Source organism: Mesorhizobium calcicola (genome assembly GCF_042682105.1).
Lineage (GTDB): Bacteria > Pseudomonadota > Alphaproteobacteria > Rhizobiales > Rhizobiaceae > Mesorhizobium > Mesorhizobium calcicola.
Genome location: NZ_JBHUGY010000015.1, coordinates 104,854 through 128,370, shown reverse-complemented (window position 1 = coordinate 128,370; position 23,517 = coordinate 104,854). Strand labels below are relative to the sequence as shown.

The window sequence follows — 23,517 nt, the reverse complement described above, 5'->3', positions numbered from 1 at the left end:
TGTTGAGCGTTTGAACGGGATGTATACTTGAACGCGGGGCCACCGCAAGCGCCTGGCGATGCACGAGCGGTTCATGAGCGGCCCGCTAAGGTGGTTAGGTCTCGCTCAAATGCTGCCGGCAGGGCCGGCAGCATCGATGATGTTTGGCTCAGGTCGTCCCGACCTTCTTCGGCTTTGTCGAACCGATCATCTTCCAGTTCTTGTAGAACATGGAATTGATGCGCTCGACGCTCACCGAGACGACGGCCAGCATGCCCGCGATCAGGCCCGGAACCGGAGACGGTCTGATAATGTCCATGAACACGCAATAGCGGCGCCCGTCATACTCGTTGACCGAGCGATGCAGCAGCGTGTCATCGAAGATGAACAGCGGATTGTCGTACCAATAATTCTTGACGTTGCCGCACTCGACGAAGATCTCCGATTTCACCGGGACCAGATTGTAGAGAATGCGCAGGCTGAGCCGCAGCGGGCCGAAGTGCCAGGAGGTCGATTCGCGCTTGCTGAAGACGGAAACGGCGATGGTCTTGATGTATTTGAAATCCTTGTTGAACTCGGCGACATTGTCGATCTTGTGCTTGCCGTACCACTGATAGACATACATGCCGCGCCTGCCAGCGCCGAAATTGGCGTCGATGTCGGCGATGATCTCGTCCTTGCGCGCCTTGAAGATGTCCAGGACCTCATTGACCTCGCGCTGATAGTCGGCGGGAAACTGCTCCAGCTTCCAGACGCCCGGATTCCTGTAGCACAAGAGATCGACCAGCAGATTGAAGGGCGAAAGCAGCCAGGTGAACAGGCCGTTGCCGAGGAAATAGCCGCTGAACAGCGACAGGTCCTTGCGGTCGTTGCGCAGCACATCGATGAGGCCCAGCACGATAAAGACCGAGGTCAGGATCGGGATATAGTAAAAGCCAAGGGCGAGAAGCGGGATGGCAATGGCGAATTTGCGAAGGGTCTTGCGAAGTTTTTTTGTCATTTTTCCACGCGCGAAGCGCGATCCTGTTGCGAATGAGGTGCGCCCAAATCATGGCAACGACCACCGCCCGGTCGTGCGCCTTGATAAGGTTTTCTGGGTCACCACACAACGGCCGCGGTGTCGTGGCCGGCTGGCTGCCTTGTGAAGCCTGCCGGATTTCGGTCAATGCACTGCCGGCAGGCCAAACTCGTCCCATTTTCCCTGGGGACCAGATCGCCAACCAGGAACTCGAAGCCGACGACGCTTTCCCGTCCCCAGCCAGTTGGCATCTGTACTTCAGACTATACCAGTTTCAGCGGCTGCGGAAAGCCGCGCCATTCGCGGCGATCGTGGTTCCAGTGATTTTTTCCTCTGCCGTTGCGTGACGACGACCAGGGCCGCGCAAGCTACTATTCCCGCTCTTTGCGCAGCTTCGCCCAATAATCGAGCCGCTTTCTGATGTCGCGCTCGAAGCCACGTTCAGGCGGATCATAAAAGGTCTGCCGGCCCATCTTCTCGGGAAAATAGTCCTGGCCCGAGAAGGCATCCGGCTCGTCATGGTCGTAACGGTAGCCGGCGCCATAATCCTCCTCTTTCATCAGCTTGGTCGGCGCATTGAGGATGTGCTTGGGCGGCAGCAGCGAGCCATGTTCCTTGGCGGCACGCGTGGCTGCCTTGAAGGCGGTGTAGACGGCGTTGGATTTGGGCGCGGTGGCGAGATAGACGGTGGCCTCGGCAAAAGCGAGTTCGCCCTCGGGCGAGCCGAGATAGTCGTAGGCATCCTTGGCGGCATTGGCGACGACCAGCGCCTGCGGATCGGCAAGGCCGATGTCTTCCATGGCCATGCGCACCAGCCGGCGGCCGAGATAGAGCGGATCCTCGCCGGCATCGAACATGCGCGCGAGATAATAGAGTGCTGCGTCCGGATCGGAGCCACGCACCGATTTGTGCAGCGCCGAGATCAGATTGTAGTGGCCGTCCTGGCCCTTGTCGTAGATCGGCGCGCGGCGCTGGACGATGCGCTGCAGGCCCTCAGGATTGAACACCTCGCCCGGCTTTGCAGCCCGCCACACCTCTTCGGCAAGCGTCAGAGAGGCGCGGCCATCACCATCGCTCATGCGGATGAGCATCGCCCTCGCCTCATCGTCGAGCGGCAGCGCCCTGCCCTCGGTCTCCTCCGCCCTTGCCATCAGCTTGGCGATGCTCTCCTCGCCCAATGAATGGAAAACCAGCACGCGGGCGCGAGACAGCAACGCGGCATTGAGTTCGAAGGACGGGTTTTCAGTGGTGGCACCGACAAGCACGACCGTGCCGTCCTCCATGACAGGGAGAAAGGAATCCTGCTGGGCGCGGTTGAAGCGATGGATCTCGTCGACGAACAACAAGGTCTGGCGACCGTTGGCGCGGCGCAGCTTGGCGGCTTCGAACACCTTTTTCAGGTCGGCGACGCCTGAAAACACCGCCGATATCTGCTCGAAGGCAAGGCTGGTTTCACCGGCAAGCAACCGCGCCACCGTGGTCTTGCCGGTGCCGGGTGGTCCCCAGAAGATCATCGAGCCAAGCGAACCCGACCTGATCAGCCGGGTCAGCGCGCCGTCAGGGCCGGTCAGATGCTCCTGGCCGACGACCTCGCCGAGGTTTCTCGGCCGCAGCCTGTCGGCCAGCGGCCGCCCGGGCGGCGCCTTTTCCGGCTCATCGACGCTGAACAGATCGGCCATGCACTTCTTTTGGTTGGAGCATGAGCCCGAACACGGAACCCGCTCTAATAACGCAACACCTGACGCAGTATCTGCCCGCCGCGCTCGACGGTAAAGCGCCACCAGCGCGTATCCGCCTGGGCCGCTTGCGCCAGGGTCGCGGCGGTATCGATGGTGGTGCCGTTCACCTCGCGCACGATGTCGCCCGGCTGGAAGCCGAAATCGGCGGCCGGCGAATCGCGGTTGATGTCGACCACGGTGACGCCCTTGACGTCGGTGCGCAGGCCAAGCTTCTGGGCGAGCCGCGGCGACAGTTCCGCGACCTTGGCGCCCGAGAACGGGCTGCGGCCGTGCAGCGTCACTTCGGCAGCCTTCGCGCCTTCGGGAGCGCGTTCCAGCGCGATGTCCATCCCCGCCTGCTGGCCTTTGGTCAGAACCGCGAAATTGGCGGTGGTGCCGATCGACAGCGTTGCCATCCGGTAATCCAGCGCTTCGATGCTCTCGACCGGCTTGCCGTTGAGCTGCAGCACGACGTCGCCGGGCTTGAGCCCCGCCTTGGCGGCCGGTCCGGTCGCCTCGACCGACGAGACGAGTGCACCGGCCGGCTTCTCCATGCCGAGCGATTCGGCGATCTGCGGCGTCACCGCTTCGAACTCGGCGCCGATATAGGGCCGCTCGAAGAAATCCAGCCCGGCCTTGGCCGCGTCGGCGAAGGCGCGCACCATGTTTGCGGGAATGGCAAAGCCGATGCCGATCGAGCCGCCGCTGCGGCTGTAGATGGCCGTGTTGATGCCGACAAGCTGGCCGCCCATGTTGATCAGCGCACCGCCCGAATTGCCGGGATTGATGGCGGCATCGGTCTGGATGAAGAAGCTGGAATCGGCCACGCCGATATGGCTGCGGGCAAGGGCTGAAACGATACCGCTGGTGGTGGTCTGGCCGACACCGAAGGGGTTGCCGATGGCCAGCACTAGATCGCCGACCTCGAGCGCGTCGGAATCGCCGATGGCGACGACCGGAAACGGCTTGTCGGCGGAGATCTTGAGGACCGCAAGGTCGAGCGTCTCGTCCTTGAGCATCACCTTGCTTTCGAATTCACGACCGTCCGCGGTCGCCACCTTGACCTGATCGGCATCCTTGATGACGTGGTAGTTGGTGACCACGATGCCGGTCGGGTCGACCAGCACGCCGGAGCCGAGCGAGGACTGGGCGCGCGGCTGCGAGCGGCCGAAGAATTCCTCGAAGAACGGATCGCCGTCGAAAGGCGACGTCACCTTGGCGGTCTGCGAGGCATAGACGTTGACCACGGCCGGCGCCGTCTGCTTGACCAGCGGTGCGAACGACAGCTGCACCTCCTCGCGACCGAACGGCACGCGTTTGTCGGGACCGGATGTGGCGTTCTCGCCCTCGACGCCATGCAACAGATCGGTCAGCACGTCGGACAGGCCGGGATCGGTCTTGGGTGCCTCCTCGGCTAACGCCTGTCTGGCCACCGGTGCGGCTGCAAACGCCATCATGGCGAAGAGCAGAACAAGGGACAGTCGGTTGGCGCGCATTCACGAATCCTCCAAGGCGAGTTCGGGGGCATTGTCCCGACGATTGTGCAAAATGAAAGGCTAAGCCGCTGAAATCCGATTATTTTGGGCAAAGAGCCTAGGTTGCGGCCAGGAGATCGGCTTTGTCAGCAAATTTGCTGCTTCCAGAAAACAAAAAGGGGCCCGCAGGCCCCTTTGAATTCATTCCGGGAAACCGAGCCTTATGCGGCCGCGGCTTCCGCGTCGGTGCCTTCGGCTTCGATGCGGGCGCGGTCGCCGGCGCCCTTGGCCGAGGTGTCGCGATCGACGAACTCGATGACAGCCATGGCTGCATTGTCACCGTGGCGGAAGCCTGCCTTCATGATGCGCAGATAGCCGCCGTTGCGGGTGGCGTAGCGCGGCGCGATGGTGTCGAACAGGCGCTTGACGACGCCTTCATTGCCGATCTGCGCGATAACCTGGCGGCGGGCGTGCAGGTCGCCGCGCTTGCCGAGCGTTACCAGCTTCTCGACGATCGGACGCAAATCCTTCGCCTTCGGCAGGGTGGTGACGATCTGCTCGTGCTCGAGCAGCGACACGGCCAGGTTGGCGAACATCGACTTGCGGTGGCTTATGCTGCGGGCGAACCGGCGGCCCTTAAATCCGTGGCGCATGGCTCTTCTCCTTCATTGCGGGTTCAGAGGCAAACGCCTCGTGTTGGTTTAACCGCATGATCTGATCCGAGAAGTCTGCAACTTCTCGGGATCATGCTCAGTATTGATCTTCGTAACGCTTGGCGAGGTCTTCGATGTTTTCCGGCGGCCAGTCTGGCACTTCCATGCCGAGGTGCAGGCCCATCGCCGCCAGGACTTCCTTGATCTCGTTCAGCGACTTGCGGCCGAAGTTCGGGGTGCGCAGCATCTCGGCTTCGGTCTTCTGGATCAGGTCGCCGATATAGACGATGTTGTCGTTCTTCAGGCAGTTGGCCGAACGCACCGAAAGCTCGAGCTCGTCGACCTTCTTGAGTAGCGCCGGGTTGAAGGCAAGCTCGGTGACGGCTTCGGCGGCGACTTCCTTCTGCGGTTCGTCGAAGTTGACGAACAGTCCGAGCTGATCCTGCAGGATGCGGGCGGCGAAAGCCACCGCGTCCTCGCCGGTGATCGAACCGTCGGTCTCGATCGTCATGGTCAGCTTGTCATAGTCGAGGACCTGCCCCTCGCGGGTGTTCTCGACCTTGTAGGAGACCTTCTTGACCGGCGAATACAGGCTGTCGACCGGGATGAGGCCGATCGGCGCGTCTTCGGCGCGGTTGCGGTCGGCCGGCACGTAACCCTTGCCGGTGTCGACGGTGAATTCCATGCGGATTTCAGCGCCCTCGTCCAGCGTGCAGATGACGTGGTCGGGGTTGAGGATCTCGACGTCGCCAACCGTCTGGATGTCGCCGGCAAGAACCGCACCCGGTCCCTGCTTGCGAACAACCATGCGCTTGGGGCCATCGCCTTCCATGCGGATGGCGATTTCCTTGATATTCAAGACGATGTCGGTCACGTCCTCGCGCACGCCGGCGATGGACGAGAATTCATGCAGAACGCCGTCGATCTGCACGGCGGTGACAGCCGCACCGCGCAGCGAAGACAGAAGCACGCGGCGCAGCGCGTTGCCGAGCGTCAGGCCAAAGCCACGCTCGAGCGGCTCGGCGACCAGCGTGGTCAGCGTCTTCTTCTTCGACGAGAACTCGATCTTGTTCGGCTTGATCAGTTCCTGCCAATTTTTCTGGATCATGATGCTTTCCTTCCGTTGACCCGCCACCATCCAATCGTGGCGGGCGACCTGGAATGCCGCGGAGGAGCGCCTAAAGGGCGCTCGCGCGGCGTTCGGTAATTTTTTTAGACGCGGCGCTTCTTGCGCGGGCGGCAGCCATTGTGCGGAATCGGCGTCACATCACGGATCGAGGTGATGGTGAAGCCGGCCGCCTGCAAGGCGCGCAGTGCCGATTCACGACCGGAGCCGGGTCCGCAGACCTCGACTTCGAGCATGCGCATGCCGTGTTCCTGGGCCTTCTTGGCAACGTCCTCGGCAGCCATCTGGGCGGCGAACGGGGTCGACTTACGCGAACCCTTGAAGCCCTGGGCACCGGCCGATGACCAGGCAATCGAATTGCCCTGTGCGTCGGTGATGGTGATCATCGTGTTGTTGAAGGTCGAATTGACGTGGGCAACGCCCGACGAGATGTTCTTGCGTTCGCGACGGCGAACACGAGCGGCTTCCTTGGCCATGATAGTCCTTTCAGTTGATCTCTACACCGCCGTAATGCCAGCGGCTCCACCTTCTTAAGGGAGTAGGGGAATAGGGCAGTAAGGGAGTAGGAAAAATACACGGCCCGATTGGCGGCTGTTCCCTACTGCCTTACTCCCCTACTCCCATATTCCCCTACATTACTTCTTCTTGCCGGCGATCGACTTGGCCGGGCCCTTGCGGGTGCGCGCATTGGTATGCGTGCGCTGGCCGCGGACCGGCAGCGAGCGGCGGTGACGCAGGCCGCGGTAGCAGCCGAGGTCCATGAGCCGCTTGATGTTCATCGACACTTCGCGGCGCAGGTCGCCCTCGACCTGGTAGTCGCGGTCGATGGTCTCGCGGATCTGCAGCACTTCCGCGTCGGTCAACTGATTGACGCGACGTTCGGCCGGGATGCCGACCTTGTCGACGATCTCCTGGGCGAACTTTTTGCCAATGCCGTGAATGTACTGAAGTGCGATGACGACGCGCTTGTTGGTCGGAATGTTGACGCCGGCTATACGAGCCATATTCTTCTCTTCTCCATGTGGGCCGGACGGACCGGCGCTATCTTAAGTTGCCCCGCGTCCGGTGGAGGCCGGCCCATGCGGGAGTTTCCAGTTCAAAGCGGCTGCCTTGCCCTTGCGGACAAGCAAAACCGATGCCTGATAGGAAGACGGGCCGCCATACCGCAGCGAACCGCTCCCGTCAAGCGCATTCGCTTAATTTCCCGGCGTCGCGTCCTTGAGCACCGCTTCGATCTGTTCGGTCACAGCATCGATATCGGCCATGCCGTCGACGTTTCGGAGCTTGCCCTTGGCATAGTAGTAGCCAATCAGCGGCGACGTCTTCTTGTAGTACTCTCTCAGGCGCTCCTCGAACACAGCCGGATTGTCGTCCTTGCGCACGGGCTGACCAGCGGCCTGTGCCTCGTTGGCGCGCTTGACGATGCGGCCAACCAGCGCCTTGTCGTCGACGACAAGTTCAATAACGGCGTCGAGGCCCTGGGAGCGGTCCGCAAGCATCTGCTCGACCGCGTCCGCCTGCACCAGGGTTCGCGGGTACCCGTCGAGGATGAAGCCGTTCGCGCAATCCGCCTGATCGATACGTTCGGCGACGATGGCGTTGACGATGGCGTCGGAAACCAGCTCACCGGCATCCATCACCGCCTTGGCGCGCTTGCCGACTTCAGTGCCAGCCTGGACCGCAGCACGCAGCATGTCGCCCGTCGAGAGCTGGGGTATGCCGTGTTTTTCTACCAGTCTTTGTGCTTGCGTCCCCTTGCCCGCCCCTGGCGGCCCAAGCAATATCAACCTCATCTGGCTTTCTTCCCCCCGCGCAGCTTCGACTTCTTGATCAGGCCTTCATACTGATGCGCGATCAGGTGACCCTGAATCTGCGCAACCGTATCGAGCGTGACACTGACCACGATCAGAAGCGATGTGCCACCAAGGTAGAATGGTACGCCAGTCGCCGAGATCAGGAACTCCGGCAGCAGGCACACCAGCACCAGATAGATGGCGCCGACGACGGTGATGCGGGTGAGAACGTAATCGATGTAATCGGCGGTGCGCTCGCCCGGACGATAGCCCGGGATGAAGCCCGAATGCTTCTTGAGCTGGTCGGCGGTGTCCTTCGGGTTGAAGACAATCGCAGTGTAGAAGAAGGCGAAGAACACGATCATCGCCGCGTAGAATGCCATGTAGAGCGGCTGGCCATGGCCGAGCGACGCCAGGACGGTGCTCGCCCAGGCCGGCATGTTGGTCGTCTGCGAGAAGCCGGCGACGGTGGCCGGCAGCAACAGCAGCGACGAGGCGAAGATCGGCGGAATGACGCCCGACGTGTTGAGCTTCAGCGGCAGATGCGAGGTATCGCCCTGGAACATGCGGTTGCCGACCTGGCGCTTCGGATACTGGATCAGCAAGCGGCGCTGGGCGCGCTCGAAGAACACGATCAGGGCGATGACGACGATGGCCAGGACGATGATCGCCAGGATCAGGCCGGTCGACAGCGCGCCGGTGCGGCCAAGCTCCAGCGTGCCGGAGATGGCGTGCGGCAGGCCGGCGACGATGCCGGAGAAGATGATCAGCGAAATGCCGTTGCCGATGCCGCGGGCGGTGATCTGCTCGCCGAGCCACATCAGGAACATGGTGCCGCCGACCAGCGTGACGACGGTCGAGATGCGGAAGAACATGCCGGGATCGCTGACGATACCGTTGCCGTTCTCGAGGCCCACCGAAATGCCATAGGCCTGAACCAGGGCAAGCAGCACGGTGCCGTAGCGCGTGTACTGGTTGATGACCTTGCGACCCTGTTCGCCTTCCTTCTTCAGCGCTTCCAGCGACGGAATGACCGAGGTCATCAGCTGCATGATGATGGAGGCGGAAATGTACGGCATGATGCCGAGCGCGAAGATCGCCATGCGCTGCACGGCGCCGCCAGCGAACATGTTGAACATGCCGAGCACGCCCTTGCTCTGCGAGGAGAAGGCCTGGGCGAAGGCGTCGGGATTGATGCCGGGAAGCGGGATATAGGTGCCGAGACGATAGACGAGCAACGCGCCGATGGTGAACCAGATGCGTTTCTTCAGGTCCTCCGCTTTGGCGAAGGCCGAGAAATTCAGATTCGAGGCTAGTTGTTCAGCAGCCGAAGCCATGCCTGATTCTCCGCTTGGTAACGCTTGATGGCCCTTGAGGTCAGGCGGTGCGTTTCACCGAAGCTCACGAGATAAGCTCCGGGCTCTAAACATGCAAGCGGCCGCGTTGACGCGGCCGCCTAATTGAGCAGATCAAAGCGCAATCGTGAGCAAAAGCTAATCCCACTCTTGCCGCTCGCGCTTCAAATCGCCGTTACTCGGCAGCTGCCTTTTCCGGCAGCTTGACCGAACCGCCGGCCTTTTCGATCTTCTCGATCGCGGCCTTGGAGGCGCCGGCAACGTCGAAGGCGAGCTTCGCCTTGATCTCGCCGTCCGAGAGGATGCGCACGCCGTCCTTGACGCGACGGATGACGCCGGCGGCAACCAGCGATTCAGCCGTCACGGTTGCCTTGGCATCGAGCTTCTTGGCGTCGATGGCCACCTGGATACGGGCCAGCGAGACGACGGTGAAGCTCTTGGCGAAGATGTTGTTGAAGCCGCGCTTCGGCAGACGCCTGTAGAGCGGCATCTGGCCACCCTCGAAGCCGTTGATGGCGACGCCGGAGCGTGCCTTCTGGCCCTTGACGCCACGACCGCCGGTCTTGCCGGAGCCGGAGCCGATGCCACGGCCGAGACGCTTCTTGGAGTGCGTCGCGCCGTCCTTGTCACGCAGATCGTTGAGTTTCATCTGGGTTTCTCCTGCGCTCTGGCTCAGCCCTCGTCCACGACGCGGACGAGATGCTGGACGGCAGCGATCATGCCGCGCACGGAGGGCGTATCTTCCAGCGTGCGCTGCTTGTGCATCTTGTTGAGGCCGAGCCCGACCAGCGTCGCGCGCTGTTCCTTCGGGCGGCGGATCGGCGAACCGATCTGCTCAACGGTGACGGTCTTTGTTGCTTTCTTGGCCATGGTCAAAATCCCTGGTCAGATCGACTATTCTTCAGCCGCAACGGCGGTGCCGCGGCGGGCCTGAAGGGTCGAATACTTGATGCCGCGAGCAGCAGCCACATCCTTGGGATGCATCTGGCTCTTCAGCGCGTCGAAGGTGGCGCGAACCATGTTGTAGGGGTTCGACGAACCCATCGACTTGGCGACCACGTCATGCATGCCCAGCGTCTCGAAGACAGCGCGCATCGGACCACCGGCGATGATGCCGGTACCCTGCTTGGCAGCGCGCAGCAGCACGCGTCCGGCGCCCCAGCGTCCTTCGACGTCGTGATGCAGCGTACGACCCGAGCGCAGCGGCACGAAGATCATGTCGCGCTTGGCCGATTCAGTTGCCTTGCGGATAGCCTCCGGCACTTCGCGCGCCTTGCCGTGACCAAAGCCGACACGGCCCTTCTGGTCGCCGACGACGACGAGTGCTGCAAAACCGAAGCGACGGCCGCCCTTGACGACCTTGGCGACGCGGTTGATGTGGACGAGCTTGTCCACCATGCCGTCATCGCGTTCTTCACGATCGCGGCCGCGGCCGCCATCCCTACGTTCCTGTGCCATATCCTGTTCCTTGTTTTTTTCCGGAAGCACGGTTGCTGATAAGATCCGGCGCCTCTGTGGGTCACCGGGGGCGAAATTCTCTGGATTTAGAAGCTCAGGCCACCTTCACGGGCGGCCTCGGCGAGCGCCTTGACGCGGCCGTGATAGATATAGGCGCCGCGGTCGAAGACGACTTCCTTGACGCCGGCCTTGGTGGCGCGCTCGGCGATCAGCTTGCCGATCGCGGCGGCGGCGGCGGTGTCGGCGCCGGTCTTGAGCGAACCCTTGAGGTCCTTCTCGAGCGTCGAAGCAGCGACGATGGTGTGACCCTTGGCGTCGTCGATGACCTGCACATAGATGTTCTTCGACGTGCGGTGAACCGACAGACGCGGACGCTCGCCGGCGACCTTCTTGATCTGGCGACGGACGCGCTGCGCACGGCGCTGCGTGGATTCCTTGGTACCCATGATGGTCTTCCTTACCTTCAAAAAACGGGGGCTGCCATATGCGGTAGGCGAAAGCGCCTCCCGCGACCGCTCCCCGCGGCGTTACACTTCTTTGGCTTGGTCCTTTCCGAAAAGTCTGCAACTTTTCGGGGCCAAGCCCACTACTTCTTCTTGCCTTCCTTGCGGACGATCTTCTCGCCAGCATAGCGGACGCCCTTGCCCTTGTAGGGCTCAGGACCGCGATATTCGCGGATCTCGGCGGCAACCTGGCCGACCTGCTGCTTGTCGATGCCGGTCACGGTGATTTCCGTCGGCTTCGGCACAGCGATCGTGATGCCCGCCGGCGTCTCGTAGACGACGTCATGGCTGAAGCCAAGTGCCAGCTGCAGGTTCTTGCCCTGCATGGCGGCGCGATAGCCGACGCCGGTGATCTCGAGCTTCTTCTCGAAACCATCCTTGACACCCTGCAGGATGTTGACGATCTGCGTGCGCGACATGCCCCACTTGGAGCGCGCCGTCTTGGTCTGGTCTCGCGGCTGGACAGCGATCTCGCTGCCTTCCATCTTGACCAGCACTTCTTCGTTCACCACGAACTTCAGCTCGCCCTTGGGGCCCTTCGCCGTCACGGTCTGGCCGTTGACGGTCGCGGTCACGCCCTGCGGCAGCGAAACGGGTTTCTTTCCAATACGAGACATTTTGTTGTCCTCGTCACTTCTCTTGTTTCAGGTCTCTGTCTTCGGGCATGATCCCGAAGACCGGATTCCAATTTTTTCCGATCACACGCCAGATCAGAAGATCTGGCAGAGGATTTCACCACCGACGTTCTGTTCACGCGCTTCGTGGTCGGCCATCACGCCCTTCGGTGTCGAAAGGATGGCGATGCCGAGGCCGTTGGCGACGTGCGGGATCGACTTGGCCGAAACGTAGACGCGGCGGCCTGGCTTCGAGACGCGGGCGATTTCGCGCACGACCGGCGCGCCGTCGAAATACTTCAGCTCGATCTCGATTTCGGACTTGCCGTTGTCGAAGTCGGTCTGGCTGTAATCGCGGATATAGCCTTCAGCCTTCAGCACGTCGAGGACGCGGGTACGCAGGCGCGAGGCCGGCGTCGAAACGCTCGACTTCTTGCGGCCGTAGGCGTTGCGGATGCGGGTCAGCATATCGCCGAGAGGATCGCTCAATGACATGTTATGTCCTCCTTACCAGCTCGACTTGACCAAGCCCGGGATCTGGCCGTTGTTGCCGAGATCACGGAGCGCGATGCGCGATACTTTGAGCTTGCGATAGTAGGCGCGCGGACGGCCGGTGACTTCGCAGCGGTTGCGGATGCGGATCTTGGCCGAGTTGCGCGGCAGGGCAGCAAGCTTGAGCTGAGCGCGGAAGCGCTCTTCCATCGGCTTGGACTGATCCATGATGATCGCCTTCAGCGCAGCCCGCTTGGGACCGTACTGGTCGGCAAGCTTGCGGCGCCTGTTGTTCTTCTCGACTGAGCTGGTCTTTGCCATTTCAGATTTTTCCTTTTCTCGCTGCCGTTACTGGCGGAAGGGGAAGTTGAAAGCCTTGAGCAATGCCCTGGCTTCGTCGTCCGTCTTCGCAGTCGTACAAACGATGACGTCCATGCCCCAGATCTGATCAACCTTGTCGTAGTTGATCTCCGGGAACACGATGTGTTCCTTGATGCCCATGGCGTAGTTGCCACGGCCATCGAAGCTCTTCGGATTGAGCCCGCGGAAGTCGCGGACGCGCGGCAGTGCGATGTTCACGAGGCGGTCGAGGAACTCGTACATGCGTTCCTTGCGCAGCGTGACCTTGGCGCCGATCGGCATCTTCTCGCGGACCTTGAAGCCGGCGATGGAGTTGCGGGCGCGGGTGACGACGGCCTTCTGGCCGGCGATCATCGCCAGGTCTTCGGCCGCGATCGAAGGCTTCTTTGAATCGCCAGTCGCTTCGCCAACGCCCATGTTCAGCACGATCTTGTCGATGCGCGGAACCTGCATCTCGTTCTCGTAGCCGAACTGCTCCTGCAGCGCCTTGCGGATGGTCTCGTTGTAGACCTGCTTGAGGCGCGGAGTGTTCTGGGCCTTGGACTGCTTGCTTTCAGCCTTGGGCTTCGTGGTTTGAGCCTTAGCCATTGATGACTTCTCCCGAGCGCTTGGCGACGCGCACCTTCTTGCCGTCCTTCTGGAAGATGAAGCCGACGCGGGTCGGCTTGCCATCCTTGGGGTCGGCCAGCGCGATGTTCGACAGCTGGATCGGCGCTTCCTTGGTGATGATCCCGCCCTCTTGGGACTGGGACTGCTTCTGGTGACGACGGATCATGTTGACGCCGCGCACCAGCGCGGTGTCTTCCTTCGGCTGTACCGAGAGGACTTCGCCCGAACGGCCCTTGTCCTTGCCGGCCAGCACGACGACCTTGTCGCCTTTTCTAATCTTTTGCATTGGTCCGGCTCCTTACAGCACTTCAGGCGCGAGCGAGATGATCTTCATGTGGTTCTTGGCGCGGAGTTCGCGCGGAACCGGTCCGAAGATACGCGTGCCGATCGGCTCTTTCTTGTTGTCGACGAGAACGGCCGCGTTCTTGTCGAAACGGATCACGCTGCCGTCCGGGCGGCGGATGTCCTTGGCCGTGCGAACCACGACCGCCTTCATCACATCGCCCTTCTTCACGCGGCCGCGCGGGATGGCTTCCTTGATCGACACCACGATGATGTCGCCCACGGAAGCGTATTTCCGCTTCGAGCCGCCCAGCACCTTGATGCACATGACACGACGGGCGCCGGAATTATCCGCGACGTCGAGGTTTGTTTGCATCTGAATCATGACTGGCCGCCTTCTTCTTTTCTAACGGGACGGGCTCAAAGCCCCTCCCCGGTCTGTCCAAAATTCGTTGTTTACGCCCGGAGGTCAGGCTTGGTCCGAAGACACGACGATCCAGCGCTTATCCTTGGAAATCGGCTTCGATTCCTGGATGAACACCTGATCGCCAACCTTGTGGGCGTTGTTCTCGTCGTGCGCCTTGTACTTCTTGGTCATGCGCACGGTCTTCTTCATCACGGGATGCGTGAAGCGCCGTTCGACCTTGACGACAACCGTCTTCTCGTTCTTGTCGCTGACGACGGTGCCCTGCAGAATGCGCTTTGGCATGGTTTTCGTCCTTAAGCCTTCTTAGCCGCGGACTTTTCCGCAGCGATGGTCTTGATACGCGCGATGTCCTTGCGGACCTGTCTCACGCGCGCGGTCTTCTCGAGCTGGCCGGTGGCCTTCTGGAAGCGCAGGTTGAACTGCTCCTTCTTCAGGCTGGCCAGATCGTCGGTCAGCTGGTCCTGGGTCTTGGTCCGGATGTCTTCGGCTTTCATGATCAGCCCGTCCTTATTCTGCGATGCGCTGCACGAAGCGCGTCTTGACCGAGAGCTTGGCCGCGCCGAGACGCAGTGCCTCACGGGCGGTTTCTTCATTGACGCCGTCGATCTCGAACATGATGCGGCCCGGCTTGACGCGCGCCGCCCAATAGTCGACCGCGCCCTTGCCCTTACCCATGCGGACTTCGGTCGGCTTCGAAGTGACTGGCACGTCCGGGAAAATACGGATCCAGACGCGACCGGCGCGCTTCATTTCACGCGTGATCGCGCGGCGGGCCGCCTCGATCTCGCGCGCGGTGACGCGGTTCGGCTCAAGCGCCTTCAGCCCGAAACCACCGAAATCCAGGTTGGTGCCGCCCTTTGCGGTACCATGGATACGGCCCTTGAACTGCTTGCGGAACTTTGTGCGCTTTGGCTGCAGCATCGTTCTAACTCCAAATTCCTAAATGTCTCAGGCGTTTTCGCGACGACGACCGCGTTCGCGATCACCACCACCGCCATGTGCAGCATCGCCCTCGGTCGCACGACGCTCCGAAGCCATCGGGTCGTGCTCGAGGATCTCGCCCTTGAACACCCAGACCTTGACGCCGCAGATGCCGTATGCCGTGTTCGCTTCGGCCGTGCCGTAGTCGACATCGGCGCGCAGCGTATGCAGCGGCACGCGGCCTTCGCGATACCATTCCATGCGCGCGATCTCGGCGCCGCCAAGACGACCGGCGCAATTGATGCGGATGCCTTCGGCACCGAGGCGCATCGCCGACTGCACGGCGCGCTTCATGGCGCGACGGAAGGCGATACGGCGCTCGAGCTGCTGGGCGATCGACTGGGCGACCAGGGTCGCGTCGATTTCCGGCTTGCGCACTTCAACGATGTTGAGGTGCGTCTCGGACTTCGTCATCTCCATCAGCTTCTTGCGAAGCTTCTCGATGTCGGCGCCCTTCTTGCCGATGATCAGACCCGGGCGCGCGGCATGGATGGTGACGCGGCACTTCTTGTGCGGACGCTCGATGACGACCTTCGAGATCGCGGCCTGCTTGAGTTCCTTCTCAAGATACTTGCGGATCTTGATGTCCTCGTGCAGCAGCTTGCCGTACTCGCCGGTGTTCGCGAACCAGCGCGAATCCCAGGTGCGGTTGATGCCGAGGCGAAGACCGATCGGATTGACTTTCTGGCCCATTATGCGGCCTCCCCTTTTTCTTCGACTTCACGAACGACGATCGTGAGGTGCGAGAACGGCTTCTCGATACGGCTGGCGCGACCGCGGCCACGGGCATGGAACCGCTTCATGACGATCGACTTGCCGACATAGGCTTCCGCCACGATCAGCGCATCGACATCGAGGTCGTGGTTGTTTTCCGCGTTGGCGATTGCCGATTCCAGCGTCTTCTTGACCGTGCCGGAAATCCGCTTGGCCGAGAATTCGAGATCGGAAAGCGCTGTCGCGACCTTCTTGCCGCGGATCAGCGCGGCAACCAGGTTCAGCTTTTGCGGGCTGATACGGATCGTGCGCAACACGGCGCGCGCTTCGTTGTCAGCAAGCCTGCGCGGAGCTTTGGCCTTGCCCATGATTATTTCCTCTTCGCCTTCTTATCCGCGCCGTGACCGTAATAGGTCCGGGTCGGAGCGAACTCACCGAACTTGTGACCGACCATGTCCTCGTTCACCGAAACGGGAACATGCTTCTGGCCGTTGTAGACACCGAAGGTGAAGCCGACGAACTGCGGCAGGATGGTGGAGCGACGGCTCCACATCTTGATCACCTCATTGCGACCACCTTCACGAACCTTGTCCACCTTCTTGAGAAGGTAGCCGTCGATGAAGGGGCCTTTCCAAATAGAACGAGTCACTTGGCGTTACCTCTTCTTAGCTCTTGCGCTGATGGCGCGAGCGCAGGATGAACTTGTCGGTCGCCTTGTTGGACCGCGTCTTCTTGCCCTTGGTCGGCTTGCCCCAGGGCGAAACCGGATGGCGGCCACCCGAGGTGCGGCCTTCGCCGCCGCCGTGCGGATGGTCGACCGGGTTCATGGTCACGCCGCGATTGTGCGGACGCTTGCCACGCCAGACCGTGCGACCGGCCTTGCCGTCGTTGATGTTGCCGTGGTCGGGATTGGAAACGGCACCGACGGTGGCCATGCAGGAGCCGTGAACGACACGCTGCTCGCCCGAGTTGAGGCGCAGAATCGCCATGCCCTGGTCGCGACCGACCAGCTGGCCATAGCCGCCGGCCGAACGGGCAACCTGAGCGCCCTTGCCCGGCTTCAGCTCGATGTTGTGGACGATGGTGCCGACCGGCATCGAGGCCAGCGGCATCGCATTGCCCGGCTTCACGTCGACGGCTTCACCGGACACGATCTTGTCGCCGGGAGCCAGACGCTGCGGAGCGATGATGTAGGACAGCTCGCCATCGTCATACTTGATCAGCGCGATGAAGGCGGTGCGGTTCGGATCGTATTCGATGCGCTCGACCGTGCCGACAACGTCGAACTTGCGGCGCTTGAAGTCGATGATGCGGTACGAACGCTTGTGGCCACCACCGATGAAGCGGGCGGTGATGCGACCGTAATTGTTGCGGCCGCCCGACTTGGTCAGGCCTTCGGTCAGGCCCTTGACGGGCTTGCCCTTGTAGAGGCCCGAGCGGTCGACGATGACCAGCTGGCGGGTGCTCGGCGTTACCGGGTTGAATTTTTTCAGTGCCATTGTTCTGTCCTCGCGGCCTTGCTCAGAGACCCGTCGCGACGTCGATCGACTGGCCGTCGGCCAGCGTCACGATCGCCTTCTTGACGTCGCTCTGGCGGCCGATCGTGCCGCGGAAGCGCTTGATCTTGCCCTTGCGGACAAGCGTGTTCACGGCCATCACCTTGACGCCGAACAGCGCTTCGACGGCGGCCTTGATTTCCGGCTTCGACGCCTTCTTGGCGACGTTGAAGACGACCTGGTTCTGCTCGGAGGCCATGGTCGACTTTTCGGTGATCGCCGGCGAGACGATCACGTCGTAGTGACGAAGGTCGGTCATTTAAAGCGCTCCTCGAGAGCCTCGACGGCGGCCTTCGAAAGGACCAGCGTGCCGCGGCGCAGAATGTCGTAGACGTTGATGCCCTGGATAGGCAGCACGTCGATGTTGGGGATGTTCGTCGCCGCCAGCTTGAAGTTCTTGTCAAGCTCGGCACCGCCGATCACCAAAGCGTTGGTCAGGCCCAGCGTCGCGAAATTCGCGATCAGCGCCTTTGTCTTGGCCTCGGTCAGCTTCAGCTCGTCGATGATGATGATCGACGCGCTCTTGGCCTTGGCCGAGAGAGCATGCTTGAGGCCGAGCGCACGAACCTTCTTCGGCAGTTCGTGCTCGTGGCTGCGAACGACCGGGCCGTGCGCCTTGCCGCCGCCGCGGAACTGCGGAGCGCGTGCCGAATGGTGACGGGCGCGGCCCGTACCCTTCTGCTTGTACATCTTGGCGCCGGTGCGCGCGATTTCGGCGCGGCCCTTGGCCTTGTGCGTGCCCTGCTGCTTCTTGGCGAGCTGCCAGCGCACGACGCGCTGCAGGATGTCTTCGCGCGGATCAAGGCCGAAAATCTCCTCGGAGAGCTCCACCTTGCCGGCGTCCTTGCCGCCAAGCGTTGTGATCTTGAGATCCATTATTCCGCTCCCTCTGTGGCCGGAGCCTCGTTCTTGACAACGGCGCGGATCGCGGCGGGCTTCGGCGCGTTGGCCGGCAGTGCCACCTTGGCCGCGTCGCGGACCAGGATCCAGGCGCCCTTCGATCCGGGAACCGCACCGCGGATCAGGATCAGGCCGCGGTCGGCGTCGGTCGAAACGATCTCGACATTCTGCGTGGTGACGCGGGTGTCGCCCATGTGGCCAGCCATATGCTTGCCCTTGAACACCTTGCCCGGGTCCTGGCGCTGGCCGGTCGAACCGTGCGAACGGTGCGAGACCGAGTTACCGTGCGTTGCACGGCCACCGCCCATGTGGTGGCGCTTGATGACGCCCTGAAAACCCTTGCCGATCGTCGTGCCCGTCACATCGACCTTCTGGCCGGCGACGAAATGCTCGACGGTGATCTCGGCACCAACATCGATCATGTTGTCGGCGGAGACGCGGAACTCGGCGACCTTCGCCTTCGGCTCGACGGAAGCGGTCGCGAAATGGCCGCGCAGCGCCTTCGACGTGTTCTTCACCTTGGCAAGGCCAACGCCGAGCTGAACGGCGGTGTAGCCATTCTTTTCCTGCGTACGCTGGGCCACGACCTGGCAGTTCTCCATCAGGAGAACGGTGACGGGAACATGTTCCCCGGCATCGTTGTAGATGCGGGTCATTCCCACCTTCTTTGCAATCACACCTGAACGCATCGGTTCAATTCCTTTAGAGTTCCGGGCCAGGGGCACCGCCCCTTACCGCGCTCTCATTCCCTTAGAGCTTGATCTCGACGTCGACGCCGGCGGCCAGATCGAGCTTCATCAAAGCATCGACCGTCTGCGGGGTCGGATCGACGATGTCGAGCAGACGCTTGTGCGTGCGCATCTCGAACTGCTCGCGGCTCTTCTTGTCGACGTGAGGCGACCGGTTGACCGTAAACTTCTCGATCCGCGTCGGCAGCGGAATGGGGCCGCGGACGTTGGCACCGGTGCGCTTGGCCGTCGACACGATTTCCTTCGTCGAGGCGTCGAGCACGCGGTGATCAAACGCCTTCAGGCGGATGCGGATATTCTGTCCGTTCATGCGTCACTTCCTTGTTCTGGCGCGGCGCGGGCAGCGCCCGCGACAGATCGGTTTAAGTCCAAATTACTCTTTGATGGTGACGACGATGCCGGCACCGACGGTGCGGCCGCCTTCACGGATGGCGAAGCGCAGCTTCTCTTCCATGGCGATCGGCACGATCAGCTCGACATCGACCGTGATGTTGTCGCCAGGCATCACCATCTCGGTGCCTTCCGGCAGCGACACGATGCCGGTCACGTCCGTCGTGCGGAAATAGAACTGCGGACGGTAGTTGGTGAAGAACGGCGTGTGACGGCCACCTTCGTCCTTGGTCAGGATGTAGGCTTCAGCCACGAACTTCTTGTGCGGCTTCACCGTGCCGGGCTTGGCCAGAACCTGGCCGCGCTCGACACCTTCACGGTCAACGCCGCGCAGCAGCGCGCCGATGTTGTCGCCAGCCTGGCCCTGATCGAGCAGCTTGCGGAACATCTCGACGCCCGTGCAGGTCGTCTTGGTCGTCGGACGGATGCCGATGATCTCGAGTTCCTCGCCGACCTTGACCACGCCGCGCTCGACGCGACCGGTCACGACCGTGCCACGGCCAGAGATCGAGAACACGTCCTCGATCGGCATCAGGAACGGCTTGTCGAGCGGACGAACCGGGGTCGGGATGTAGGCATCGACCGCAGCCATCAGTTCGCGGATCGCGTCCTCGCCGATCTTCTTGTCCGAATCTTCCAAGGCAGCCAGCGCCGAGCCCTTGACGATCGGAATGTCATCGCCGGGGAACTCGTTCTTGGTCAGAAGCTCGCGAACCTCGAGCTCGACCAGTTCGAGCAGCTCGGCGTCATCGACCTGGTCGACCTTGTTCAGGAACACCACGATCGACGGCACGCCGACCTGACGGGCCAGCAGGATGTGCTCGCGGGTCTGCGGCATCGGGCCGTCGGCGGCCGAAACAACCAGGATCGCGCCGTCCATCTGCGCCGCACCGGTGATCATGTTCTTCACATAGTCGGCGTGGCCGGGGCAGTCGACGTGAGCGTAGTGGCGGGCCGCCGTCTCGTATTCGACATGCGCCGTCGAGATCGTGATGCCGCGCGCCTTCTCCTCAGGCGCCGCGTCGATCTGGTCGTAGCGCTTGTATTCGCCAAAATACTTCGTGATCGCCGCCGTCAGCGACGTCTTGCCATGGTCAACGTGACCAATCGTGCCGATGTTCACATGAGGCTTGTTACGCTCGAATTTACCTTTTGCCATGTGATGTCTCCAATCCTGCTCGCCCGTGCGGGCCTTGAATTAAGTTACTGCTGCAACCCGTTCGGATTACGCGTATTTCTTCTGGACTTCCTGGGCGACCGCGGTCGGCACAGGCTCATAGTGATCGAACTGCATCGTGTAGGCCGCGCGGCCCTGGCTCATCGAGCGCAGGTTGTCGACGTACTTGAACATGTTGGCGAGCGGCACCATCGCGTTGATGACCACTGCCACGCCGCGTGCTTCCTGGCCCTGGATCTGGCCGCGACGACCGTTCAGATCGCCGATGACGCTGCCGACGTAGTCTTCCGGCGTCACCACTTCGACCTTCATGATCGGCTCGAGCAGCTGCACGCCAAGCTTGGGTGCGGCTTCACGGAAGCAGGCGCGGCCGGCGATTTCGAAGGCCAGAACGCTGGAGTCGACATCGTGGTAGGCGCCGTCGATCAGTGTCGCCTTGACGCCGATCATCGGGAAGCCCGCGAACGGACCCGAGGTCATGACGCTGTTGATGCCCTTCTCGACACCGGGGATGTATTCCTTCGGAACCGCACCGCCGACGATCTTGGTTTCGAACTGAAACTCGCTGCTGTCCGGGTTCGGCTCGAAGACGATCTTGACGCGAGCGAACTGACCGGTACCGCCGGTCTGCTTCTTGTGCGTGTAGTCCTGCTCGTGCCTGCGGGTGATCGTCTCGCGATAGGCCACCTGCGGCGCGCCGACATTGGCCTCGACCTTGAACTCGCGACGCATGCGGTCGACGATGATGTCGAGGTGAAGCTCGCCCATGCCGGAGATGATGGTCTGGCCGCTTTCCTCGTCGGTCTTGACGCGGAAGGACGGATCCTCGGCGGCCAGGCGGTGAAGCGCGAGGCCCATCTTTTCCTGGTCGTTCTTGGTCTTCGGCTCGATCGCGATCTGGATGACCGGATCGGGGAATTCCATGCGCTCGAGGATGACCGGATGCAGCGGATCGCTGAGGGTGTCGCCGGTGGTCGTGTCCTTGAGGCCAGCCAGGGCGACGATGTCGCCGGCAAAAGCCTCTTCGACGTCGGCGCGCGAGTTGGCATGCATCTGCAGCATGCGGCCGATACGCTCTTTCTTGCCCTTCACGGTGTTGTCGACCGAGATGCCCTTGGTGAGCTTGCCCGAATAGATGCGGGCAAAGGTGAGCGAACCGACGAACGGGTCGTTCATGATCTTGAAGGCGAGCATCGACAGCGGCTCGTTGTCGTCGGCGTGACGCTCGATCTCGGCGTCGGTCTTGGCATCGACGCCCTTGATGGCCGGGACATCGGCCGGCGACGGCAGATATTCGACGACGGCGTCGAGCAGTGGCTGCACGCCCTTGTTCTTGAAGGCCGAGCCGCAGAACATCGGGTAGAACTTCACCGCGATGGTGCCCTTGCGGATCAGCGCGCGGATCTCGTCATTCGACGGCATCTTGCCTTCGAGGTAGTTCTCGAGTGCCGTCTCGTCCATTTCGACGGCGGCTTCGATCATCTTCTCGCGGTATTCCTCGGCACGAGCCTTGAGGTCGGCCGGGATCTCGACGACGTCCCAGGCAGCGCCCAGCGTCTCGTCGCGCCAGACCAGCGCGTTCATCTCGACGAGATCGACAACGCCCTTGAACTCGGTCTCGGCACCGATCGGCAGCTGCATGACAACGGCATGCGCCCCGAGGCGCGAACCGATCATCTCGACCGAGCGGTAGAAGTCGGCGCCGATCTTGTCCATCTTGTTGCAGAAGATCATGCGCGGGACGCGGTACTTGTCAGCCTGGCGCCAGACGGTTTCGGTCTGCGGCTCGACACCGGCATTGGCGTCGAGCAGCGCGATGGCGCCGTCGAGCACGCGCAGCGAACGCTCAACCTCGATGGTGAAGTCGACGTGTCCGGGAGTGTCGATGATGTTGAAGCGGTGCATCTTGCCGTCACGGCCCTTCCAGAAGGTCGTGGTCGCGGCGGACGTGATGGTGATGCCGCGCTCCTGCTCCTGCTCCATCCAGTCCATGGTGGCAGCGCCATCGTGCACTTCGCCGATCTTGTGCGACTTGCCCGTGTAATAGAGGACGCGCTCGGTGGTCGTCGTCTTGCCGGCGTCAATATGCGCCATGATACCGAAATTGCGGTAGTCTTCGATTTTGTATTCGCGGGCCATCGTAGCTGCCTCTCAGTCTCGTACGCGCTTTACCAGCGGTAGTGCGCGAAAGCGCGGTTGGCTTCAGCCATCTTGTGGGTGTCTTCACGCTTCTTGACGGCGGTGCCGCGGTTGTTGGCCGCGTCCATCAGCTCGCCGGAGAGGCGGTCGACCATGGTCGTCTCGTTGCGGTTGCGGGCCGCGGCGATCAGCCAGCGAATGGCCAGCGCCTGACGGCGCTCGGGGCGCACGTCGACCGGAACCTGGTAGGTGGCGCCGCCGACACGACGCGAACGCACTTCCACATGCGGCGCGACATTGTCGAGCGCCTGATGGAAGACGGTGACCGGCTCCTGCTTGGTCTTCGACTGAACCTGGTCGAGCGCGCCGTAGACGATGGTCTCGGCAACCGACTTCTTGCCGTCATACATGACGGCGTTCATGAACTTGGTGACGATCAGATCGCCGAACTTCGGGTCCGGATTGATCTCACGCTTTTCTGCACTGTGACGACGCGACATTTTTTCTCTGCCTCAATTATGCGTGGTGGCCTTGATCCCGAACATCCGTCCGGGATGACCTTCGCTACGCTTCGGTCACTTCGGACGCTTGGCGCCGTACTTCGAACGGCGCTGCTTGCGGTTCTTCACACCCTGCGTGTCGAGCACGCCACGGATGATGTGGTAGCGAACGCCCGGAAGATCCTTGACGCGGCCGCCGCGGATCATGACCACGGAGTGCTCCTGAAGGTTGTGGCCTTCGCCGGGGATGTACCCGATCACTTCAAAACCATTGGTCAGGCGGATCTTGGCCACCTTGCGCAGCGCCGAGTTCGGCTTCTTCGGCGTCGTCGTATAGACGCGCGTGCAGACGCCCCGCTTCTGCGGGTTCTGCTGCATGGCCGGGACCTTGTTGCGCTTCACCGGCGCTATGCGCGGCTTGCGGATCAGCTGGTTGACGGTAGGCATTAAACCCTCTTGTCTCTCAATTCCGTGTCTCGCCCGGTCAGGGCCGCTCAAAGCGTCATTTCCATACGCAAATTCGGGCCACAAACCGCGCCTCGCGGTCTT

At 62.0% G+C, this 23,517-nt stretch carries 35 protein-coding genes; 1 reads left to right on the top strand and 34 read right to left on the bottom strand.

What is annotated here, in order from left to right:
• Nucleotides 1-148 precede the first annotated feature (148 nt).
• Nucleotides 149-979 (bottom strand): aspartyl/asparaginyl beta-hydroxylase domain-containing protein, encoded by an 831-nt coding sequence (locus tag ACFSQT_RS08230; RefSeq protein WP_379017992.1) that lies wholly within the window; start codon nt 977-979, stop codon nt 149-151.
• Between the two features lie 50 nt (nt 980-1,029).
• On the opposite strand from ACFSQT_RS08230, the gene ACFSQT_RS08225 reads away from it, so the two are divergent.
• Complete coding sequence (locus tag ACFSQT_RS08225) at nt 1,030-1,344, top strand: hypothetical protein (RefSeq protein WP_379017991.1); 315 nt, start codon at nt 1,030-1,032, stop codon at nt 1,342-1,344.
• A 24-nt stretch (nt 1,345-1,368) separates the two neighbouring features.
• Here ACFSQT_RS08225 and ACFSQT_RS08220 read toward each other — a convergent pair whose 3' ends face one another.
• From ACFSQT_RS08220 to rpsL, 33 genes are all read right to left on the bottom strand, one after another.
• On the bottom strand, nt 1,369-2,676 hold the full coding sequence (locus ACFSQT_RS08220) for a replication-associated recombination protein A (protein WP_379017990.1): 1,308 nt from the start codon (nt 2,674-2,676) through the stop codon (nt 1,369-1,371).
• A gap of 44 nt (nt 2,677-2,720) precedes the next feature.
• Nucleotides 2,721-4,211, bottom strand: coding sequence for a DegQ family serine endoprotease (locus ACFSQT_RS08215; RefSeq protein WP_379017989.1), 1,491 nt, complete (start codon nt 4,209-4,211; stop codon nt 2,721-2,723).
• A gap of 200 nt (nt 4,212-4,411) precedes the next feature.
• Nucleotides 4,412-4,843, bottom strand: a complete 432-nt coding sequence (gene rplQ, locus ACFSQT_RS08210) for a 50S ribosomal protein L17 (protein ID WP_214472519.1) — start codon at nt 4,841-4,843, stop codon at nt 4,412-4,414.
• Between the two features lie 97 nt (nt 4,844-4,940).
• Nucleotides 4,941-5,951, bottom strand: a complete 1,011-nt coding sequence (locus ACFSQT_RS08205) for a DNA-directed RNA polymerase subunit alpha (RefSeq protein WP_013531438.1) — start codon at nt 5,949-5,951, stop codon at nt 4,941-4,943.
• 104 nt (nt 5,952-6,055) lie between these two features.
• On the bottom strand, nt 6,056-6,445 hold the full coding sequence (gene rpsK, locus ACFSQT_RS08200; protein ID WP_006205444.1) for a 30S ribosomal protein S11: 390 nt from the start codon (nt 6,443-6,445) through the stop codon (nt 6,056-6,058).
• 159 nt (nt 6,446-6,604) lie between these two features.
• Complete coding sequence (rpsM, locus tag ACFSQT_RS08195) at nt 6,605-6,973, bottom strand: 30S ribosomal protein S13 (protein WP_006205445.1); 369 nt, start codon at nt 6,971-6,973, stop codon at nt 6,605-6,607.
• A gap of 192 nt (nt 6,974-7,165) precedes the next feature.
• Nucleotides 7,166-7,762, bottom strand: a complete 597-nt coding sequence (locus tag ACFSQT_RS08190; RefSeq protein ID WP_379017988.1) for an adenylate kinase — start codon at nt 7,760-7,762, stop codon at nt 7,166-7,168.
• A complete protein-coding gene (gene secY / locus ACFSQT_RS08185; protein ID WP_379017987.1) occupies nt 7,759-9,099 on the bottom strand; it encodes a preprotein translocase subunit SecY in 1,341 nt (446 codons plus the stop codon). The genes ACFSQT_RS08190 and secY overlap by 4 nt, the downstream gene beginning before the upstream one ends.
• Nucleotides 9,100-9,292: 193 nt before the next feature.
• Complete coding sequence (rplO, locus tag ACFSQT_RS08180) at nt 9,293-9,766, bottom strand: 50S ribosomal protein L15 (RefSeq protein WP_027028844.1); 474 nt, start codon at nt 9,764-9,766, stop codon at nt 9,293-9,295.
• Nucleotides 9,767-9,789: 23 nt separating this feature from the next.
• A complete protein-coding gene (gene rpmD / locus ACFSQT_RS08175) occupies nt 9,790-9,987 on the bottom strand; it encodes a 50S ribosomal protein L30 (RefSeq protein ID WP_023736690.1) in 198 nt (65 codons plus the stop codon).
• 24 nt (nt 9,988-10,011) lie between these two features.
• A complete protein-coding gene (gene rpsE, locus ACFSQT_RS08170) occupies nt 10,012-10,575 on the bottom strand; it encodes a 30S ribosomal protein S5 (protein ID WP_006333394.1) in 564 nt (187 codons plus the stop codon).
• A gap of 86 nt (nt 10,576-10,661) precedes the next feature.
• Nucleotides 10,662-11,021: a 50S ribosomal protein L18 gene (gene rplR, locus ACFSQT_RS08165; RefSeq protein ID WP_023757972.1), complete on the bottom strand. Its 360-nt coding sequence runs from the start codon at nt 11,019-11,021 to the stop codon at nt 10,662-10,664.
• Nucleotides 11,022-11,161: 140 nt separating this feature from the next.
• Nucleotides 11,162-11,695 carry a 50S ribosomal protein L6 gene (gene rplF, locus ACFSQT_RS08160; RefSeq protein ID WP_095089683.1) on the bottom strand — a complete coding sequence of 178 codons (534 nt, stop codon included), beginning with the start codon at nt 11,693-11,695 and terminating at the stop codon, nt 11,162-11,164.
• A gap of 93 nt (nt 11,696-11,788) precedes the next feature.
• Nucleotides 11,789-12,187: a 30S ribosomal protein S8 gene (gene rpsH / locus ACFSQT_RS08155; RefSeq protein ID WP_006205453.1), complete on the bottom strand. Its 399-nt coding sequence runs from the start codon at nt 12,185-12,187 to the stop codon at nt 11,789-11,791.
• 12 nt (nt 12,188-12,199) lie between these two features.
• Nucleotides 12,200-12,505, bottom strand: a complete 306-nt coding sequence (gene rpsN, locus ACFSQT_RS08150; protein WP_010909282.1) for a 30S ribosomal protein S14 — start codon at nt 12,503-12,505, stop codon at nt 12,200-12,202.
• Between the two features lie 27 nt (nt 12,506-12,532).
• Nucleotides 12,533-13,132, bottom strand: a complete 600-nt coding sequence (gene rplE, locus ACFSQT_RS08145; RefSeq protein WP_111548980.1) for a 50S ribosomal protein L5 — start codon at nt 13,130-13,132, stop codon at nt 12,533-12,535.
• The gene (gene rplX, locus ACFSQT_RS08140) at nt 13,125-13,439 is read right to left on the bottom strand and encodes a 50S ribosomal protein L24 (RefSeq protein WP_013531428.1); all 315 of its coding nucleotides are present in this window, start codon (nt 13,437-13,439) and stop codon (nt 13,125-13,127) included. The genes rplE and rplX overlap by 8 nt, the downstream gene beginning before the upstream one ends.
• Nucleotides 13,440-13,451: 12 nt before the next feature.
• Nucleotides 13,452-13,820 (bottom strand): 50S ribosomal protein L14, encoded by a 369-nt coding sequence (gene rplN / locus ACFSQT_RS08135; RefSeq protein ID WP_006205457.1) that lies wholly within the window; start codon nt 13,818-13,820, stop codon nt 13,452-13,454.
• An 84-nt stretch (nt 13,821-13,904) separates the two neighbouring features.
• On the bottom strand, nt 13,905-14,144 hold the full coding sequence (gene rpsQ, locus ACFSQT_RS08130; RefSeq protein WP_010909280.1) for a 30S ribosomal protein S17: 240 nt from the start codon (nt 14,142-14,144) through the stop codon (nt 13,905-13,907).
• An 11-nt stretch (nt 14,145-14,155) separates the two neighbouring features.
• On the bottom strand, nt 14,156-14,356 hold the full coding sequence (rpmC, locus tag ACFSQT_RS08125; RefSeq protein WP_006205459.1) for a 50S ribosomal protein L29: 201 nt from the start codon (nt 14,354-14,356) through the stop codon (nt 14,156-14,158).
• Nucleotides 14,357-14,369: 13 nt separating this feature from the next.
• Nucleotides 14,370-14,783, bottom strand: coding sequence for a 50S ribosomal protein L16 (gene rplP / locus ACFSQT_RS08120; RefSeq protein ID WP_013531427.1), 414 nt, complete (start codon nt 14,781-14,783; stop codon nt 14,370-14,372).
• Nucleotides 14,784-14,810: 27 nt separating this feature from the next.
• Nucleotides 14,811-15,536 (bottom strand): 30S ribosomal protein S3, encoded by a 726-nt coding sequence (rpsC, locus tag ACFSQT_RS08115; RefSeq protein ID WP_013895697.1) that lies wholly within the window; start codon nt 15,534-15,536, stop codon nt 14,811-14,813.
• Complete coding sequence (rplV, locus tag ACFSQT_RS08110) at nt 15,536-15,925, bottom strand: 50S ribosomal protein L22 (protein WP_006205462.1); 390 nt, start codon at nt 15,923-15,925, stop codon at nt 15,536-15,538. The genes rpsC and rplV overlap by 1 nt, the downstream gene beginning before the upstream one ends.
• Nucleotides 15,926-15,927: 2 nt before the next feature.
• Nucleotides 15,928-16,206, bottom strand: coding sequence for a 30S ribosomal protein S19 (rpsS, locus tag ACFSQT_RS08105; protein WP_006205463.1), 279 nt, complete (start codon nt 16,204-16,206; stop codon nt 15,928-15,930).
• Nucleotides 16,207-16,222: 16 nt separating this feature from the next.
• Nucleotides 16,223-17,056, bottom strand: a complete 834-nt coding sequence (gene rplB, locus ACFSQT_RS08100; protein ID WP_095089679.1) for a 50S ribosomal protein L2 — start codon at nt 17,054-17,056, stop codon at nt 16,223-16,225.
• Nucleotides 17,057-17,078: 22 nt separating this feature from the next.
• On the bottom strand, nt 17,079-17,372 hold the full coding sequence (locus ACFSQT_RS08095) for a 50S ribosomal protein L23 (protein WP_010909275.1): 294 nt from the start codon (nt 17,370-17,372) through the stop codon (nt 17,079-17,081).
• Complete coding sequence (rplD, locus tag ACFSQT_RS08090) at nt 17,369-17,989, bottom strand: 50S ribosomal protein L4 (protein WP_006333366.1); 621 nt, start codon at nt 17,987-17,989, stop codon at nt 17,369-17,371. The genes ACFSQT_RS08095 and rplD overlap by 4 nt, the downstream gene beginning before the upstream one ends.
• Entirely contained in the window at nt 17,989-18,702 is a 714-nt protein-coding gene (gene rplC, locus ACFSQT_RS08085; protein WP_379017986.1) for a 50S ribosomal protein L3, read from the bottom strand. The genes rplD and rplC overlap by 1 nt, the downstream gene beginning before the upstream one ends.
• A 61-nt stretch (nt 18,703-18,763) precedes the next feature.
• On the bottom strand, nt 18,764-19,072 hold the full coding sequence (gene rpsJ / locus ACFSQT_RS08080; protein ID WP_010909272.1) for a 30S ribosomal protein S10: 309 nt from the start codon (nt 19,070-19,072) through the stop codon (nt 18,764-18,766).
• Between the two features lie 63 nt (nt 19,073-19,135).
• Nucleotides 19,136-20,311 (bottom strand): elongation factor Tu, encoded by a 1,176-nt coding sequence (gene tuf, locus ACFSQT_RS08075; RefSeq protein ID WP_095090666.1) that lies wholly within the window; start codon nt 20,309-20,311, stop codon nt 19,136-19,138.
• Nucleotides 20,312-20,377: 66 nt separating this feature from the next.
• Nucleotides 20,378-22,468 (bottom strand): elongation factor G, encoded by a 2,091-nt coding sequence (gene fusA / locus ACFSQT_RS08070; protein ID WP_379017985.1) that lies wholly within the window; start codon nt 22,466-22,468, stop codon nt 20,378-20,380.
• 29 nt (nt 22,469-22,497) lie between these two features.
• A complete protein-coding gene (rpsG, locus tag ACFSQT_RS08065) occupies nt 22,498-22,968 on the bottom strand; it encodes a 30S ribosomal protein S7 (RefSeq protein WP_008875664.1) in 471 nt (156 codons plus the stop codon).
• 75 nt (nt 22,969-23,043) lie between these two features.
• Nucleotides 23,044-23,415 carry a 30S ribosomal protein S12 gene (gene rpsL / locus ACFSQT_RS08060; RefSeq protein ID WP_006333356.1) on the bottom strand — a complete coding sequence of 124 codons (372 nt, stop codon included), beginning with the start codon at nt 23,413-23,415 and terminating at the stop codon, nt 23,044-23,046.
• Nucleotides 23,416-23,517 lie beyond the last annotated feature (102 nt).

Excerpts from the sequence above, each read along its gene's own strand:
- ACFSQT_RS08230 (WP_379017992.1), bottom strand. The coding sequence starts at position 979 with ATGACAAAAAAACTTCGCAAGACCCTTCGCAAATTCGCCATTGCCATC.
- ACFSQT_RS08225 (WP_379017991.1), top strand. The coding sequence starts at position 1,030 with ATGGCAACGACCACCGCCCGGTCGTGCGCCTTGATAAGGTTTTCTGGG.
- ACFSQT_RS08220 (WP_379017990.1), bottom strand. The coding sequence starts at position 2,676 with ATGGCCGATCTGTTCAGCGTCGATGAGCCGGAAAAGGCGCCGCCCGGG.
- ACFSQT_RS08215 (WP_379017989.1), bottom strand. The coding sequence starts at position 4,211 with ATGCGCGCCAACCGACTGTCCCTTGTTCTGCTCTTCGCCATGATGGCG.
- rplQ (WP_214472519.1), bottom strand. The coding sequence starts at position 4,843 with ATGCGCCACGGATTTAAGGGCCGCCGGTTCGCCCGCAGCATAAGCCAC.
- ACFSQT_RS08205 (WP_013531438.1), bottom strand. The coding sequence starts at position 5,951 with ATGATCCAGAAAAATTGGCAGGAACTGATCAAGCCGAACAAGATCGAG.
- rpsK (WP_006205444.1), bottom strand. The coding sequence starts at position 6,445 with ATGGCCAAGGAAGCCGCTCGTGTTCGCCGTCGCGAACGCAAGAACATC.
- rpsM (WP_006205445.1), bottom strand. The coding sequence starts at position 6,973 with ATGGCTCGTATAGCCGGCGTCAACATTCCGACCAACAAGCGCGTCGTC.
- ACFSQT_RS08190 (WP_379017988.1), bottom strand. The coding sequence starts at position 7,762 with ATGAGGTTGATATTGCTTGGGCCGCCAGGGGCGGGCAAGGGGACGCAA.
- secY (WP_379017987.1), bottom strand. The coding sequence starts at position 9,099 with ATGGCTTCGGCTGCTGAACAACTAGCCTCGAATCTGAATTTCTCGGCC.
- rplO (WP_027028844.1), bottom strand. The coding sequence starts at position 9,766 with ATGAAACTCAACGATCTGCGTGACAAGGACGGCGCGACGCACTCCAAG.
- rpmD (WP_023736690.1), bottom strand. The coding sequence starts at position 9,987 with ATGGCCAAGAAAGCAACAAAGACCGTCACCGTTGAGCAGATCGGTTCG.
- rpsE (WP_006333394.1), bottom strand. The coding sequence starts at position 10,575 with ATGGCACAGGAACGTAGGGATGGCGGCCGCGGCCGCGATCGTGAAGAA.
- rplR (WP_023757972.1), bottom strand. The coding sequence starts at position 11,021 with ATGGGTACCAAGGAATCCACGCAGCGCCGTGCGCAGCGCGTCCGTCGC.
- rplF (WP_095089683.1), bottom strand. The coding sequence starts at position 11,695 with ATGTCTCGTATTGGAAAGAAACCCGTTTCGCTGCCGCAGGGCGTGACC.
- rpsH (WP_006205453.1), bottom strand. The coding sequence starts at position 12,187 with ATGTCATTGAGCGATCCTCTCGGCGATATGCTGACCCGCATCCGCAAC.
- rpsN (WP_010909282.1), bottom strand. The coding sequence starts at position 12,505 with ATGGCAAAGACCAGCTCAGTCGAGAAGAACAACAGGCGCCGCAAGCTT.
- rplE (WP_111548980.1), bottom strand. The coding sequence starts at position 13,132 with ATGGCTAAGGCTCAAACCACGAAGCCCAAGGCTGAAAGCAAGCAGTCC.
- rplX (WP_013531428.1), bottom strand. The coding sequence starts at position 13,439 with ATGCAAAAGATTAGAAAAGGCGACAAGGTCGTCGTGCTGGCCGGCAAG.
- rplN (WP_006205457.1), bottom strand. The coding sequence starts at position 13,820 with ATGATTCAGATGCAAACAAACCTCGACGTCGCGGATAATTCCGGCGCC.
- rpsQ (WP_010909280.1), bottom strand. The coding sequence starts at position 14,144 with ATGCCAAAGCGCATTCTGCAGGGCACCGTCGTCAGCGACAAGAACGAG.
- rpmC (WP_006205459.1), bottom strand. The coding sequence starts at position 14,356 with ATGAAAGCCGAAGACATCCGGACCAAGACCCAGGACCAGCTGACCGAC.
- rplP (WP_013531427.1), bottom strand. The coding sequence starts at position 14,783 with ATGCTGCAGCCAAAGCGCACAAAGTTCCGCAAGCAGTTCAAGGGCCGT.
- rpsC (WP_013895697.1), bottom strand. The coding sequence starts at position 15,536 with ATGGGCCAGAAAGTCAATCCGATCGGTCTTCGCCTCGGCATCAACCGC.
- rplV (WP_006205462.1), bottom strand. The coding sequence starts at position 15,925 with ATGGGCAAGGCCAAAGCTCCGCGCAGGCTTGCTGACAACGAAGCGCGC.
- rplB (WP_095089679.1), bottom strand. The coding sequence starts at position 17,056 with ATGGCACTGAAAAAATTCAACCCGGTAACGCCGAGCACCCGCCAGCTG.
- ACFSQT_RS08095 (WP_010909275.1), bottom strand. The coding sequence starts at position 17,372 with ATGACCGACCTTCGTCACTACGACGTGATCGTCTCGCCGGCGATCACC.
- rplD (WP_006333366.1), bottom strand. The coding sequence starts at position 17,989 with ATGGATCTCAAGATCACAACGCTTGGCGGCAAGGACGCCGGCAAGGTG.
- rplC (WP_379017986.1), bottom strand. The coding sequence starts at position 18,702 with ATGCGTTCAGGTGTGATTGCAAAGAAGGTGGGAATGACCCGCATCTAC.
- rpsJ (WP_010909272.1), bottom strand. The coding sequence starts at position 19,072 with ATGAACGGACAGAATATCCGCATCCGCCTGAAGGCGTTTGATCACCGC.
- tuf (WP_095090666.1), bottom strand. The coding sequence starts at position 20,311 with ATGGCAAAAGGTAAATTCGAGCGTAACAAGCCTCATGTGAACATCGGC.
- fusA (WP_379017985.1), bottom strand. The coding sequence starts at position 22,468 with ATGGCCCGCGAATACAAAATCGAAGACTACCGCAATTTCGGTATCATG.
- rpsG (WP_008875664.1), bottom strand. The coding sequence starts at position 22,968 with ATGTCGCGTCGTCACAGTGCAGAAAAGCGTGAGATCAATCCGGACCCG.
- rpsL (WP_006333356.1), bottom strand. The coding sequence starts at position 23,415 with ATGCCTACCGTCAACCAGCTGATCCGCAAGCCGCGCATAGCGCCGGTG.